The 13,415-nt window shown below is 69.8% G+C and carries 16 protein-coding genes; 6 read left to right on the forward strand and 10 right to left on the reverse strand.

Annotated features, from left to right (window positions below; genetic code table 11):
• Positions 1 to 139 precede the first annotated feature (139 nt).
• The 5 genes from J2X41_RS20390 to J2X41_RS20410 all read right to left on the reverse strand — a co-directional run bounded on the left by J2X41_RS20390 (position 140) and on the right by J2X41_RS20410 (position 3,237).
• On the reverse strand, positions 140 to 592 hold the full coding sequence (locus J2X41_RS20390; protein ID WP_310085082.1) for a PA2169 family four-helix-bundle protein: 453 nt from the start codon (positions 590 to 592) through the stop codon (positions 140 to 142).
• A 66-nt stretch (positions 593 to 658) separates the two neighbouring features.
• Positions 659 to 976, reverse strand: a complete 318-nt coding sequence (locus tag J2X41_RS20395; RefSeq protein ID WP_310085085.1) for a hypothetical protein — start codon at positions 974 to 976, stop codon at positions 659 to 661.
• Between the two features lie 105 nt (positions 977 to 1,081).
• The gene (locus J2X41_RS20400; protein ID WP_310085089.1) at positions 1,082 to 1,831 is read right to left on the reverse strand and encodes a glucose 1-dehydrogenase; all 750 of its coding nucleotides are present in this window, start codon (positions 1,829 to 1,831) and stop codon (positions 1,082 to 1,084) included.
• Between the two features lie 112 nt (positions 1,832 to 1,943).
• Positions 1,944 to 2,237: an ArsR/SmtB family transcription factor gene (locus J2X41_RS20405; RefSeq protein WP_404979963.1), complete on the reverse strand. Its 294-nt coding sequence runs from the start codon at positions 2,235 to 2,237 to the stop codon at positions 1,944 to 1,946.
• A 58-nt stretch (positions 2,238 to 2,295) separates the two neighbouring features.
• Positions 2,296 to 3,237: a rhodanese-related sulfurtransferase gene (locus tag J2X41_RS20410; RefSeq protein WP_310085094.1), complete on the reverse strand. Its 942-nt coding sequence runs from the start codon at positions 3,235 to 3,237 to the stop codon at positions 2,296 to 2,298.
• A gap of 90 nt (positions 3,238 to 3,327) precedes the next feature.
• Between J2X41_RS20410 and J2X41_RS20415 the strand changes: the two genes are divergently transcribed.
• Positions 3,328 to 3,492, forward strand: coding sequence for a hypothetical protein (locus J2X41_RS20415; RefSeq protein ID WP_310085095.1), 165 nt, complete (start codon positions 3,328 to 3,330; stop codon positions 3,490 to 3,492).
• 8 nt (positions 3,493 to 3,500) lie between these two features.
• On the opposite strand, the gene J2X41_RS20420 is transcribed toward J2X41_RS20415, so the two are convergent.
• Positions 3,501 to 3,926: a SufE family protein gene (locus J2X41_RS20420; protein ID WP_310085100.1), complete on the reverse strand. Its 426-nt coding sequence runs from the start codon at positions 3,924 to 3,926 to the stop codon at positions 3,501 to 3,503.
• Between the two features lie 42 nt (positions 3,927 to 3,968).
• Positions 3,969 to 4,832, reverse strand: coding sequence for a HAMP domain-containing sensor histidine kinase (locus tag J2X41_RS20425; RefSeq protein ID WP_310085103.1), 864 nt, complete (start codon positions 4,830 to 4,832; stop codon positions 3,969 to 3,971).
• 188 nt (positions 4,833 to 5,020) lie between these two features.
• Here J2X41_RS20425 and J2X41_RS20430 point away from each other — a divergent pair, with 188 nt between their 5' ends.
• Positions 5,021 to 6,763 (forward strand): HAMP domain-containing sensor histidine kinase, encoded by a 1,743-nt coding sequence (locus J2X41_RS20430; RefSeq protein ID WP_310085106.1) that lies wholly within the window; start codon positions 5,021 to 5,023, stop codon positions 6,761 to 6,763.
• 31 nt (positions 6,764 to 6,794) lie between these two features.
• Here the strand turns inward: J2X41_RS20430 and J2X41_RS20435 are convergent, their stop codons facing one another.
• Positions 6,795 to 7,631, reverse strand: a complete 837-nt coding sequence (locus tag J2X41_RS20435) for a hypothetical protein (protein ID WP_310085108.1) — start codon at positions 7,629 to 7,631, stop codon at positions 6,795 to 6,797.
• Positions 7,632 to 7,838: 207 nt separating this feature from the next.
• On the opposite strand from J2X41_RS20435, the gene J2X41_RS20440 reads away from it, so the two are divergent.
• Positions 7,839 to 8,177, forward strand: coding sequence for a DUF1491 family protein (locus J2X41_RS20440; RefSeq protein WP_310085111.1), 339 nt, complete (start codon positions 7,839 to 7,841; stop codon positions 8,175 to 8,177).
• Between the two features lie 188 nt (positions 8,178 to 8,365).
• Here the strand turns inward: J2X41_RS20440 and J2X41_RS20445 are convergent, their stop codons facing one another.
• Positions 8,366 to 9,121 carry a 2OG-Fe dioxygenase family protein gene (locus J2X41_RS20445; RefSeq protein ID WP_404979964.1) on the reverse strand — a complete coding sequence of 252 codons (756 nt, stop codon included), beginning with the start codon at positions 9,119 to 9,121 and terminating at the stop codon, positions 8,366 to 8,368.
• Between the two features lie 213 nt (positions 9,122 to 9,334).
• On the opposite strand from J2X41_RS20445, the gene J2X41_RS20450 reads away from it, so the two are divergent.
• Entirely contained in the window at positions 9,335 to 9,715 is a 381-nt protein-coding gene (locus J2X41_RS20450; RefSeq protein ID WP_310085114.1) for a hypothetical protein, read from the forward strand.
• Positions 9,716 to 9,809: 94 nt separating this feature from the next.
• On the opposite strand, the gene J2X41_RS20455 is transcribed toward J2X41_RS20450, so the two are convergent.
• Positions 9,810 to 9,956, reverse strand: coding sequence for a hypothetical protein (locus J2X41_RS20455; RefSeq protein WP_310085116.1), 147 nt, complete (start codon positions 9,954 to 9,956; stop codon positions 9,810 to 9,812).
• Positions 9,957 to 10,191: 235 nt separating this feature from the next.
• Between J2X41_RS20455 and J2X41_RS20460 the strand changes: the two genes are divergently transcribed.
• Together J2X41_RS20460 and J2X41_RS20465 are read left to right on the forward strand one after the other, a co-directional pair.
• Complete coding sequence (locus tag J2X41_RS20460; protein ID WP_310085119.1) at positions 10,192 to 11,763, forward strand: hypothetical protein; 1,572 nt, start codon at positions 10,192 to 10,194, stop codon at positions 11,761 to 11,763.
• 9 nt (positions 11,764 to 11,772) lie between these two features.
• Positions 11,773 to 13,374, forward strand: coding sequence for a peptide chain release factor 3 (locus tag J2X41_RS20465; RefSeq protein WP_310085121.1), 1,602 nt, complete (start codon positions 11,773 to 11,775; stop codon positions 13,372 to 13,374).
• The last annotated feature ends 41 nt before the right edge of the window (positions 13,375 to 13,415 follow it).

Consider the following 13,415-nt stretch of genomic DNA (forward strand, 5'->3'; position numbering starts at 1 on the left):
CAAACCCAAGCTGGCCCGTCGCTTTCACCGACATCGGCAAATCTCCCGCTTCAACAGCAGGGAATCACAACCAGCCAATTTCGCAACAGTCCCCATGAAGGGGAGGGAAGTCCAGAAATTGAGAAGCTCTTGGTTCGACCTAGTGCTTCAGCATGTGCTTGATGTCGCGCATCTGGTCGTGGCCGGACTTGACCGAGGTCCAGGCCTTTTCGATCGCGGCGCGGGTCTGGGGTTGGACGTCGGTGTCCTGCAGGGCCTTTTCGAACTTGGCCTTGATGTAGTCCTCGCCGGACTCGACCTCGTTGACCACGGCTTCGTCGCCCTTGGTCAGGCTGTCCTTCAGGTTGACGAAGGCGCGGTGGGCGGCAGCCAGGATGGTGCCGTCGTCCTTGGCCTCGCCGCCCAGCCGGCGGACCTCGTCCTGCAGCTCCGAGGCCACCGAGCGGCGTTCCTGGGCGCGTTGCTGGAACAGGGTCTTGAAGCGGACGCCGTCGGCGTCCTTGGCGGCTTCGGCATAGCCGTCGGCGCTGTCGATGGTGGTCTCGACCAGGCTGTTGACGAGCTTGATATGGTCTTCGTTGGTGTGGGTCATGGCGGCTCTCCGTCCATTGGGGGATCGGCTAACGCGGGGCGGCGACGAAAGGTTCGAAGCGGGGCCTTACTTGGCCAGCTTGGATCCGAAGAAGCTCCAGGCCGTGGTGGCCGCGGCGATGGCCGGGGCGCGGGTGCGGCGGTTGATCAGCAGGGCGGCGATGACGCCGGCCCCGAGAACAGCGATGGCGACGGGCACCTTGTAGCCGGCCAGGGTGACCTTGCCCTGGGCGTCGGGCCTCAGGGCGTAGTCGGCCGGCGGGGTCGGCGCGTAGGGATCGGCGGGCGCCTTGTTGAACAGACCCGAGACCTTGTCGGACAGGGTGGCGAGCAGGCCTTGCCGCGCGGCGGCGGGCGTACCGTAGGAGGCGTCGTAGGCGGCCATGGGAAGCTCCTTGGAAAGTGGAAGCTTCGATAACGCGGGGCTGCCTGGGTTGATCCCGCACGGTCCCCGTCGGCGGATCGACCGGCGACGGGGACGCGGTGATCGCTAGCGCAGGCCGCCGGAGACGACGATCACCTCGCCGGTCACCCAGCCGGCGTCGGCCGAGGCCAGGAAGGTCGCCACGGGGGCGATGTCGGTCGGCTGGCCCAGGCGGCCCAGCGGCGTCTGGGCGACCAGGTGCTTTTCGAAGTCGGTGCCGATGATCCCGGCGTCATGGACCCCTTCGGTCTCGGTGCCGCCGGGGCTGATGGCGTTGACGCGGATGTTGCGCGGGCCCAGCTCCTTGGCCAGGATCCGGGTGATGGCGTTCACCGACGCCTTGGTGGCGGTGTAGACCGAGGCCGTCGGCAGGTTCAGCTCCACGGCGTTGGAGCTGATATTGATGATGCTGCCGCCCTGCGGGCCGAACTGGCGGGCCGCCTCCTGGCTGGCCAGCAGCAGGCCCAGCACGTTGGTGTCGAACTGGCGGCGGAATTCGTCCTCGGTCACCTCGTCCAGCGGGGCGAAACGATAGACGCCGGCGTTGTTGACCAGCACGTCCACCGCGCCGAACGCGGCCTTGGCCTCGGCGAACAGCCGGGTCACGTCGGCCGCCTTGGACACGTCGCCCTGCACCGCCACGGCCTTGCCGCCGGCGGCGACGATCTCGGCCACCACCTTGTCGGCGCCGTCGCGGCTGGTGGCGTAGTTGACCACCACGTCCGCGCCTTCGGCGGCCAGCGCCTTGGCGATACCGGCGCCGATGCCCTTGGATGCGCCGGTCACCACGGCGGTCTTGCCCTGCAGCTTGCTCACTTGAACTCTCTCCATCGCCCGAGGCATCAGCGCCCGATCGGGTCGATTCGACATTTAGATAATCATCTAATCGTTTCAAGGGGGCGAGGAGCGGTGAGTGGATGGTTCCGCGTCAGATCTCCGCGAGCTGGGCCAGGTAGGCGTTGAGGACGTCGCGCTGCAGCACCAGGAAGGCGAACTTGCCTTCGCGGACGATGCGGATCAGGCCCGCGCTCTCCAGTTCCTTCATGTGGTGCGACAGGGTGGCGGCGGTGATGGGCAGGGACTGGGCGATGCAGCCGCAAGCAGTCGGCGCGCTGTTGGCCCCGATTTCCTTGAGGATCTGCACCCGGCGCGGCTCGGCCAGGGCCTTGGCGATCAGGGTGACCTGTCGCTCGCTCAGCGGGGCGGCCGTCTGGGTGTCCATGATCGACATATGACGACGGCAGGCGGTGGACGCAACGCCGAGGGCGGGAGGGGCGCCGTCAGTCGGGCGTCTCGCGCCCCATCACCGCCCCGACATGGGCGATGCCCAATTCCCGGGCCCGGGTCGCCTGTTTGTGCCGCTCGGCGTAGCGGGCCTTGGCCTCGTCGTCGCGGGCCTCGTGGCAAGCAGGGCAGGAGACGCCTTCGACATAGTGCGGGGAAGCGCGGTCCTCCAGGCCGACCGGCATGCGGCAGCCCCGGCACAGGGCGTGGGTTCCCGGCGCCAGGCCGTGGCCCACCGCCACCCGCTCGTCGAACACGAAGCACTCGCCCCGCCACAGGCTCGCATCGGCCGGCGTGGTCTCCAGATAGTTCAGGACGCCGCCCTTCAGGTGGAAGACCTCCTCCACGCCTTCGCTCTTGAGGAACGCGGTCGACTTCTCGCAGCGGATGCCGCCGGTGCAGAACATCGCCACCTTGGGCGGCGCAGCGGCCGGGTCCCAGGTCTGGCGGAAGGCGTGGAACCAGGCCGGGAAGTCGCTGAAGCTGGCGGTCTTCGGATCGACCGCGCCCTCGAACGTGCCGATCGCAGCCTCGTAGGCGTTGCGGGTGTCGATCACCACCACGTCGTCCCGGGCGATCAGGGCGTTCCAGTCGGCGGGCTCGACATAGGTCCCCGCGTTGTTGGCCGGATCCAGGTCGCCGGCCCCCAGGGTGACGATCTCGCGCTTGATCCGCACCTTCATGCGGTGGAACGGCATCGTCTCGGCGTCGGCGAACTTCAGCTCCAGCGTCTCGCAGCCGGGCAGGGCGCGGATGTGGTCCAGCACCTGGTCGATGGCGTCCGGCGTCCCGGCGATCGTGCCGTTGATCCCCTCGCGGGCCAGCAGCAGCGTGCCCTTGACGCCCAGGCCGCAGCACAGCTTCGACAGCGGCCGCATGACGGTCAGCGGGTCGGCGAAGGTGGTGAACCGATAGAGGGCGGCGACGCGGAAGGTCATGAGGGGCTGATAGGCGCTGGACGCCAAATCCTCAAGGCGGGCTTCTCAAGCGCGACTGGAACTATCGCCGGACGTGGTGGTTAAACCAGCATGAGCATCCTGATCGTCGTCCTCGTCGCCCTCGTCCTGCTTGGCCTGGCGCTCTACGCGGTCCAGCGCAGCCCCATCCCGTCGCCGGTCAACTGGATGATCCAGCTGGTGCTGATCGTGATCGCCATCTGGTTCATCGGGACGCGCGCGGGGTTCTTCCACTAGCTGGACGTTCAGCCCGCCAGCGCCGCCGCGTCCCGCTGGATGCGCGCGACCATGGCCTTCAAGCCGTTCGACCGCTGCGACGACAACGCCTCCGACAGGCCCAGCCGCGCCATGGCGGCGGCGGCGTCGAAGTCGACGATGTCCTTGGCCGGGCGTCCCGAATAGAGCCGCAGCAGGATGGCGATCAGGCCGCTGACGATGTGGGCGTCGCTGTCGCCCCGGAACGTGATCGTGCCGTCGGCCTGGGGCTCGGTCACCAGCCAGACCTGGCTGGCGCAGCCGCGCACCTTGTTGGCCTCGGAATGCTCGGCCTGGCTGAGCGGGGCCAGGTCCTTGCCCAGTTCGATCACGTAGCGATAGCGCTCTTCCCAGTCGCCGAGCAGTTCGAACTCGTCGGCCAGTTCGTCGAGGGCGGCGTCGATGGAGCGTTGCATGGCGCGGGACTTAGTGCGCCGGGGCGAAAAGGGAAAGGCCCCTTAGAACCGGGCCCGTGCCGTCGAGGGGCGCGACGTGGTGTCCGGCAGGGTGACGATGGCGGTGAAGCCATGGCCCGGCGTGGATTTCAGCCGCAGGCCGCCGTCCATCGCCCGGGTCAGCAGGTCGACGATCGGCAGGCCCAGGCCGGCGCCCTCCGACGCGCGGGTCAGGGTGGCCCCGCCCTGTTCGAACGGGCGGATCAGCCGGGGCAGGTCGGCCGGGTCGGCGCCTTCGCCATGGTCGCGGATCTCGATCTCGACCAGCCCGCCGCCCGTCTGCCGGGCCTCGACCACCACCAGCCCGCCCTGCGGCGAGTGGGTCAGGGCGTTCTGCAGCAGGTTGCTCAGGATGGTGCGCAGGCCCCGGCCGTCGGCCCGCAGGCTGGGCAGGGTCCCGGCCTCGGGCACGACGATGCTGACCCCGCGGGCGTTCGCCTCGCCGCGCAGCTGCAGGATCACGTCCTCGACAGCGTCGTCCAGGTTCTCCTCGCCCAGGTCCAGGTCGGTGACGTGGCCTTCCAGGCGGGCGATCTCGACGATCTGGTTGACCAGACGCAGCAGCTTCAGGCCGCTCTCGTGCACCAGGCTGGCGTATTCCTTGTACTGCGGCGCGCCCAGGGGGCCGTAGAGCTCGCAGGACAGGATCTCGGAAAAGCCGATCACCGCGTTCAGGGGGGTGCGCAGTTCGTGGCTGACCATGCGCAGGAACGAGCGCTTCTGGTCGTCCAGCGCCTGCTTGCGCCGCGCGCGCGCCGCCGCCCGCCGGAAGGCGGTGGTCTGAGACATCAGGCCGGTGTCGGCGCCGGCGCTCTCGCGCGGCGTCTCGGCATGGCCCGACGCATCGGTGATCGCCGGTGGCGACATCAGGGACTCCCGGACCTTCTGTCCGTAACTTCGATGGACCAGGATGAACCAAGGCGCTTACGAATCCGTTTCCGTCCACAAGAAGCTCTGGCGTTAACGATCGCCCGCCGATTGTGCGGCCTTGGGCCGGGGGGCTCGCGGCGTTAAGCTTCGACGACGAAGACTCACCGGAAGGGATTCTCGCGGCCTTGCCCATCGACGGCGCCTCGTTCCAGACCGGCCTCGGGCCGGGCCAGGCCTCGTCTCCGACGGGGGCCTTCGGCGCGGCGCATCTGTGGCGGCTGGGCTGGCTGGCGACCGTGATCTTCGCGACCGGCGCGGCGGCCTTCACGCCCGGCGTGGTCGGATTGCCGGTCTGGTTGGCCCTGGCGGCCGGCGCGGTCCCGGCCCTGGCCGCCCTGGCGGTGGGCGATCGACGCGACGAGCGGCTGCAATCCCTGATCCTGGTGCTGTGGGCCACCTGCGGCGCGGGTGCGGCGGTGGTGACTGGCGGCGTCTCCGGCGCGATGAGCGCCTGGATCCTGGCCCCGGTGGCGGCGGCTTCGACCCTGTCCTCCCCGCGACGGCTGGCCGAGGGCGCCAGCCTGGCCCTGATCGGCGGCGCGGTGGCGGCCCTGACCCAGCTGTCGGGCCTGGCGCCGCCCGCGCCCACGGGGCCGCTGGCCTTCGTCCTCGGCTTCCTGTCGGTGGCGACCGTCGGGGTGGGCCTGGCCTCGGGCCTGATCCTCACCCACCGCCGCGCCGGCGAGCGCGACAGCCGTCAGGTCAGCGAGCTGAACACCCTGCAGACCCTGGTCGACGGCGCGCCGCAGCTGCTGCTGGTGGTGGCCAGCGACGGCCGGGTCCGGACCGTGCGCGGGGCCGCGCCGCGCGGCGTGGCGACGGCCAACCTGGCCGACGGCCTGGCCTCCGCCGCCGTGGCCGGCGACCGCCAGAAGGTCAGCGCCGCCTTGGCGACCGCGCTGGACGCCGGCGAGGCCAGCGTCACCTTCGCCCCGCTGCTGGACCCGACCCGCACCGTGTGCCTGGACCTGCGCCAGGTCTCGCCCGACCTGCTGGTGGGCGTGATGCGCGACGCCACGCTGGACAAGGCCCGCGAGACGGCCCTGCGCCAGGCCCGGGCCGAGGCCGAGGGCCTTGCGGCCGGCCGCGCCCGCTTCCTGGCCAATATGAGCCACGAGCTGCGCACGCCGCTGAACGCCATCATGGGCTTCTCCGACATCATGCGCGCCCGGATGTTCGGGCCCCTGACCGACCGCTACGGCGAATATGCCGAACTGATCCACGAAAGCGGCGGCCACCTGCTGGACCTGATCAACGACGTGCTGGACATGTCCAAGATCGAGGCCGAGCGGTTCGAGCTGCAGCGCGGCGAGTTCGACGCCCGCGAGGCGGTGACGGCGGCCATGCGCCTGCTGCGCGTCCAGGCCGACGCGGCCGGGGTTCAACTGCGCGGCGTCCTGCCGCCGGACGAGCTGGAGGTCGACGCCGACCGCCGGGCCCTCAAGCAGATCGTGCTGAACCTGCTGTCCAACGCCCTGAAGTTCACGCCGCGCGGCGGCCAGGTGATCGTGACGGCCGACGGCCACGACGGCGAACTGGAGCTGGTCGTCGCCGACACCGGGGTCGGGATTTCTCCCGAGGACCTCGAGCGCCTGGGCCGTCCCTACGAGCAGGCCGGCGGCGTCGACCAGCGGGCCAAGGGCACGGGCCTGGGCCTGTCGCTGGTGCGGGCCTTCGCCCGGCTGCACGGCGGCGAGATGACCATCGAGAGCCGCCTGGGCGCGGGCACCAGCGTCTCGGTGCGCCTGCCGGTGCTGCTGCGGGCCTCGCGTCCGGCCATGGAGGCCCCGCTGCTGGAGCCGGCGCCCGAACCGCCGGAAGAACCGGAACTGGGCCCGAACGTCGTGAAGTTCGCGCCGCCGAGGTGATCCTCCCCCAAAGGGGGAGGATCTTCGCGAACTACCGCAAAAACGCTCGTCCTGCCGCGAAATCCCCGACCTCCACATAGGCCCGTCGCACCACGTCCACGCCGCTGCGGCTGGTGAACACGAACTCGACGGTCGCGGCTTCGCGCGGGTCCAGGCGGTTCATGGCGTCGGCGGCCTCGCGGGGGAAGCGGAACGACAGGCCCGTCTTGGCGCCGGCCGGCAGCAGGGCGAGGGGCGCCATGTCGCGGGTCTCGGCGGCGAACACCCGGCTGGCGTTGCGCGGCGCGGCGTTGGCGGCCAGGCCCTTGGCGTTGCGGGCGTTCAGGTAGGGCCCCTGGGTGCGCAGGGTGTCGCGCACGACCAGGCGCGCGGCGTAGGGCTGGGCGTCGTCGGCGAAGGTCGCCACCGCCAGCATGTCGTTGGACCGTCCCGACAGGCCGAACACCAGCCGGTCGCGCCCAAACCCCGCCGGCTGCGAAAGCCGCCAGACCGGGATGGTGGCCGACACCGAGCGGTCGGCCTGCCAGGTCGCGCGGTCGCCGGGATAGGTCATCCGCTGCAGGGTCGAATAGCCGTCGAACGCCTGGCGCACGCGGCCGGCGGCGGTCTGCAGGTCGCGGGAGCCGCAGGCTGCGGCGCCGGCCTTCGCCCGGGCCCGCTGCTCTACCGCCTGGACCTGGACCTCGCTGGCGCCCGAGCGCAGGGTCGCGCCGCGCGCCTGGGCGCGGGCGGCGTCCAGGGCCGAGCCGACGGCGGGCCTGAACAGCCGGCAGCGGGCGTCGGCCGAGGTCATCAGCGTGCGTTCGTAGAGCTGGTCGGCGGCCGTGGCGGCATGGGACGCGCTCGACGCGCCGAACCCGGCGGTCATGACAAAAGCCCCTAGCCACCGCGCCATCAAAACCCATAGAGCCTTTCTCCTTCGAACGAGGTTCGAAGGGGACAAAAAGGCTCTACAGTAAGGATCCGAGCGCGCGCTGGCGCGCTTGGGGGTCTTTCTTGACGTCATGATCTCGTATTCTGCGAGAGCGGTTTCAGCAGGCAGCCTTAGGGCGCCGAGGTTGCGGTTCGGTTAGCGATGCTTCTTTCGACGGATATCTGGGTCGGCGCGCTTATCCGCCGCGCGGAGCTGGGCGGGGCCTTCGCCATGGTGGCCCGCAAGGGCGATCCGCGGGCCGGGGCCGTGCTGGTCAAGGCCGTCGACCGCCGCGCCAACACCGCCAGGCTCTACAGCGAGGCCACGCGCGGCGACGGCGAGCGGTTCTGGATGCAGCCGGTCCGTTCGGACTTCGAGCCTGACCTCGACGCCTACGCCGAACGCGCCGCGCGGATCGACCCGGACATCTGGGTGGTCGAGATCGAGGACCGCGAGGGACGGCACTTCCTGACGGAGCCGGTGGAGGGGGAACGGGGCTGACGCCCTGAAACTTCCCGACGACCCACCAGCCGTTGTCATCCCGGAAAGCGCGTAGCGCTTGTCCGGGACCCAGGTGAACCGCACCGCATCAGCCCAGTCCCCTGGGTCCCGGACAGCCTCTGCGAGGCTTCCGGGATGACATCGGATTCAGGCTTTCGACGACTGCCGTAGAAGCGGTTGAACCCCGCTCACTCCCGCCGGAACGTCGCCACCAGGACGTCCCGCCGCGCCGGAGCCCCCGCTTCCAGCGGATGGATCGCCGTCACGCCGTGCATCACGCGGTGGTCGTCGAGGAAGACCGCGTCGCGCGGGCGCTCCAGGGTGAAGGCGCCCAATTGCGCGCCGTCGTTGGCGAAGATGTCTGTGACGCCGCTGGCGACGTTGCGGCGGTCGACCAGCATGACGATCACCCAGTCGACGCCGTCGCGGTGGGCGCCCTCGGGCGTGGGCAGGCCCGTCTCGCCGTCGGCCGCCTCGATGCGGAACTGGTGCAGCTCCACGTGCCAGCTGCGCGGCGGATCGACCGTCAGCGGATGGAACAGCGCCAGCCCCGCGCGAAGCAGGTTCTGCGTCACCGAATGCTGGGCCACCTTGTCGAGCACCGGCTCGAACCAGCGCTGCACCCCGCCGTTCAGGCCGTTGTAGTCGCGGCTCTGGTAGTGCGGCTGGTGCGGCTTGCGGACGATCCCGTCAGAAGAGTCCGGGCCAGGCGAGGCCGAGAAGGCCGCGAACCGCCGCCGGCGATAGCGGCCGCCGTCGGCCATGAAGCGGTCCAGGCCCAGGTCGTTCCAGCTGTCGGCGAAGGCCTTCCAGCCGGCCACGGCGTCGGGGCCGAGCAGGGCGTCGGTTTCGGCGGGGGCGACCCGGCGGAAGCCCGTGTCGTCCAGGGCCGCGGCGATTTCGCGCACCAGCTCGTCGGGCAGGGTCTTGTCAGGGGGAATCAAGCTTTGCCTCCAGCGGAACGAGGTCTCCAGATGGGGCCCCTAGGCCCGCGCGCCAAGCCATGATCGCGTCCCGGAGGTTGCCTGGACGTCTCATATCCCGCCGCGTTAACCGTCCTCCTAAACCGGAGCGAAAGCTCGATGCGGCAGGGTGACGCACGGCTTTCCTTTCGCGCCGATTCCCGTCCGCCGCCGCCAGGCCTCAGCAAGGTTCCGATGCTCTTCCTGCTCAACGACGTCGTTCTCAGCCTCGACGCGGCCGAACTGGCCCCGCCGCTCACCCGCGATCGTTTCGCCAAGGTGTCGCTGAACTACGTCGGCAAGCTGGGCCAGGAACTCTATGCCGCCGAGCCGCTGCTGCATCACAAGGATCTGGAGAAGGCCCAGCGCCTGGCCGCCCTGATCATCGCCAAGGCGCCGGACGTCAACGCGGCCCTGTTCATCGCCCCGTCGCGCGGTTGCCTGGTCGACCAGGTGCAGGTGCGTTACGCCCAGCTGGGCCTGGAGATCATGGGATCGTTGTTCGAGCGCCAGAAGGCCGGCGCCCTGAGCAATGTCGAAGCCGATCGCCAGGTCTGGCGCCGCCTGGCGGCTTGACGGCCACACCGCACGCGCCGAGGCCGGCTTCGACTGGCCGCCTTCGAAAGGCGCCTCCTTTGGGGCCGTGCTCCGGCCCGGAAACCCTGATCGCCTAAAGGAGCAGGTCGATCAGGCCGAACAGCCAGCTCAGCATCATCGCCACGATCACCAGGCCGGCGAACGCGACGCCCAGGCAGAGCGCGTTACCTTGGGGGGTGCAGGCGCCGCGCTTGTGACGCGGCTCGTGGACCATAGCCATTGTCGTTTCCTCTTTCGCGGCGCCCCACTTGCCGGAGGCTGGTCCGCAGTAAGCTCAGCATGACTCTAAAACCCTACACTGACTAGGGTCGTTCCCGCATTTTCGTAGGCCAAGTATGGGGCGTGACGCCGCAGCCGCGGCGCGTCGCCGACAGCTTGGCGGCGCGCCGTTTTCCGCCCTTGCTTCGTCTCTCGCTCGCCGGCATGTTCAACGCGACGTTGTGGGGGAGCGTGAGATGAGCCGGAAGGGCCTCTCGATGGGGCGCAAGGCCCTGATGGGTTTTGCGGCGGCGGCCTTGCTGACGGCCGGGGCGCCGGCCAGGGCGGAATGGCTGCGGGCCGAGAGCGACCACTTCGTGGTCTATGGCCGCAGCGACAGGTCGGTGCGCGAGTACGCGGCCATGCTGGAGGATTTCGACTCCCTGCTGCGCCGGCTGCACGGACGGCCGGAGGACGAGGTCACCCCGCGCAAGCTGCCGGTCTACCTGGTCTCGAACCTCGGGCAGCTGAGGCGCGTGATCCCGAAGGCCAAGGAGGGCATGGCCGGCGTCTATCTGTCGTCCGTGCCCGAGGTGTTCGTGGTGGCGATCCGCGATGGCGACGAATTCGACCAGAACAAAGGCGACGACACGGTGCTGCACGAATATGTGCACCACTTCATGCTGCAGTACTATCCCAGCGCCTATCCGGCCTGGCTGGTCGAGGGCTACGCCGAATATTACATGACCGCCGACCTGGCCAAGACGCGCATGGTGGTGGGCGGGGTGAACCGCGGCCGGGCCTACAGCCTGACCCAGCCGGGCGGCTGGATCCCCATGGAGGACCTGCTGAGCAAGCGTCCTGGCGCCCTGAAGGAGCGCGACGTCTACGCCTACTACGCCCAGGCCTGGCTGCTGACCCACTACATCCTGTCGGACCCGGCGCGGCACAAGCTGCTGAGCCGCTATCTCGAGCTCGTACGCGACGGCAACGATCCGGTGAAGGCGTGGGCGAAGATCTATGGCGACGATCCCGAGGGCCTGCGCCGCAAGCTGCAGACCTACATGAACCGGCCGATCCCGGCCGGGGCGCTGCCGCGGACGGGCTCCGCGGATCCCGTGATGACCGTGACCCACCTGCCGCCGGGCGCCGACGACCTGATCCTGGAGGGCCAGCGCCTGAAGCTGGGCGTGGCCAAGGACGACCGAGCCGAGACCCTGGCCGACATCCGCGCCGCCGCGGCCAAGCGGCCGAAAGAGCGCTTCAGCCAACTGATCCTGGCCAAGGCCGAGACGACGTTCGGCGACCGCAAGGCGGGCGAGGCGATCCTCGAGGAACTGCTGGCCGCCGATCCCAAGGACGAGGACGCGCTGGTGGCGCTTGGCGAAAGCCGTCTGGCCGCGGCTCCGGACGACCCGGCCCAGCGCGCCGCCGCCTTCACCCAGGCCGGCAAGCTGTTCGCCCGGGCCTTCAAGGTCAATCCGGACAACCCCGAGACCCTGCACGGCTATGCCGAGGCCCACGGCCTGGAGCCGCTGACCGACGCCATGGTCGATATCCGCGTCCGGGCGGTGGTGCTGGCGCCGCAGGTGGGCCACCTGCGCCTCGACGCGGCCAGGGCCCTGATCCAGATCAAGGACCTGGACCTGGCCCGCACCCTGCTCAATCCGCTGGCCAGCAGTCCGCACGGCGGCGGCGAGGTCGAGGCGGCCCAGGCCATGCTCAAGGACATCGAGGCCAAGGCCGGCCCGGGCGACAAGGCGTCCGACGGGGCCAAGTCCACCGACAAGGCGTCGGCAGAGGGTGACAAGGCGGCCTCGGGGAGCTAACCCCCGGGGATGAGCACCTCCCTCGCCCTCGAGGCCGCGCGTCGGCGCACCTTCGCGATCATCAGCCACCCCGACGCCGGCAAGACCACCCTGACCGAGAACCTGCTGCTGGCCGGCGGGGCGATCCGCGCGGCCGGCGCGGTGCGGGCCCGCGGCCAGGCCCGCCGCACCCAGTCCGACTGGATGAAGATCGAGCGCGAGCGCGGCATCTCGGTCAGCGCCAGCGTCATGACCTTCGACCACGACGGCCTGATGTTCAACCTGCTGGACACCCCGGGCCACGAGGACTTCTCCGAAGACACCTACCGCACCCTGACGGCCGCCGACGCCGCGATCATGGTGCTGGACGCCGCCAAGGGCATCGAACCCCAGACCCTGAAGCTGTTCGAGGTCTGCCGCCTGCGCGACATCCCGATCATCACCTTCATCAACAAGATGGACCGCGAGGCCCAGGACCCGTTCGAGCTGCTGGACGAGGTGTCCTCGAAGCTGGCCCTGGACCCGGCGCCGCTCTACTGGCCGGCGGGCTCGGGCGGACGGTTCAAGGGCATGCTCGACCTGCGCGGCCAGAAATTCATTCCCTACGCCAAGAAGAGCTCGACCGACGAGGAAGGCCATCCCGACCCGGTGGCCCTGAAGTCGAACGCGGTGGTGCAGTACCTCGACCCCGAGGAGCTGGCCGAGGTGGAAGAGGGGGCCATGCTGGTGTCCGAGGCCGCCAAGCCGTTCGACGTGCAGTCGTTCCTGGAAGGCCACATGACGCCGGTGTTCTTCGGTTCGGCCCTGCGCCACTTCGGCGTCAACGAACTGCTGGCCGGCATCGGCGCCTACGCCCCGCCGCCGCACCCGGCCAAGGTCAGCAAGGCCGGGGTCGACACCCACGTGGCGCCCGGCGACAGCGAGGTCTCGGGCTTCGTGTTCAAGGTCCAGGCCAACATGGACCCCAACCACCGCGACCGCATCGCCTTCCTGCGCCTGACCAGCGGCCGCTTCACCCGCGGCATGAAGCTCAAGGCCCAGAACACCGGCAAGGCGATGAGCGTCAACGCCCCGATCATGTTCTTCGCGTCGGACCGCGAACTGGCCGAGGACGCCTTCGCCGGCGACGTGATCGGCATTCCCAACCACGGGGTGCTGCGGGTCGGCGACAGCCTGTCGGAGACCGGGACCCTGCGCTTCGCCGGCCTGCCCAACTTCGCCCCGGAGATCCTGCGCCGCGTGCGGGTCAAGGATCCGCTGAAGGCCAAGCACCTGAAGAAGGCGTTGGAGGGCCTGGCCGAGGAGGGCGTGACCCAGCTGTTCCGGCCGATGATCGGCAGCTCCGACTTCATCGTCGGCGCCGTCGGCCAGCTGCAGTTCGAGGTCATGGCCGACCGCCTGGCCAACGAATACGCCCTGGACTGCATCTTCGAGGCCGCCCCCTACGCCGAGGCCCGCTGGGTCAACGGCGAGCGCGCCGACGTCGAGGACTTCACCAACAAGCACCGCTCGGCCATGGCCCACGACATCGACGAGCAGCCGGTGTTCCTGGGCAAGTCTTCGTGGGAGATCGGCTATGTCGCCGAGCGCTATCCGAAGGTGCGGTTCGAGCGGACCAAGGAGCGGGGTTAGGGCGGTTCGCCAGATCGGCGGCGTGAGGCGCTGTCACGATC

It is taken from the genome of Caulobacter sp. BE254 (assembly GCF_031457295.1).
Classification (GTDB): Bacteria; Pseudomonadota; Alphaproteobacteria; order Caulobacterales; family Caulobacteraceae; genus Caulobacter.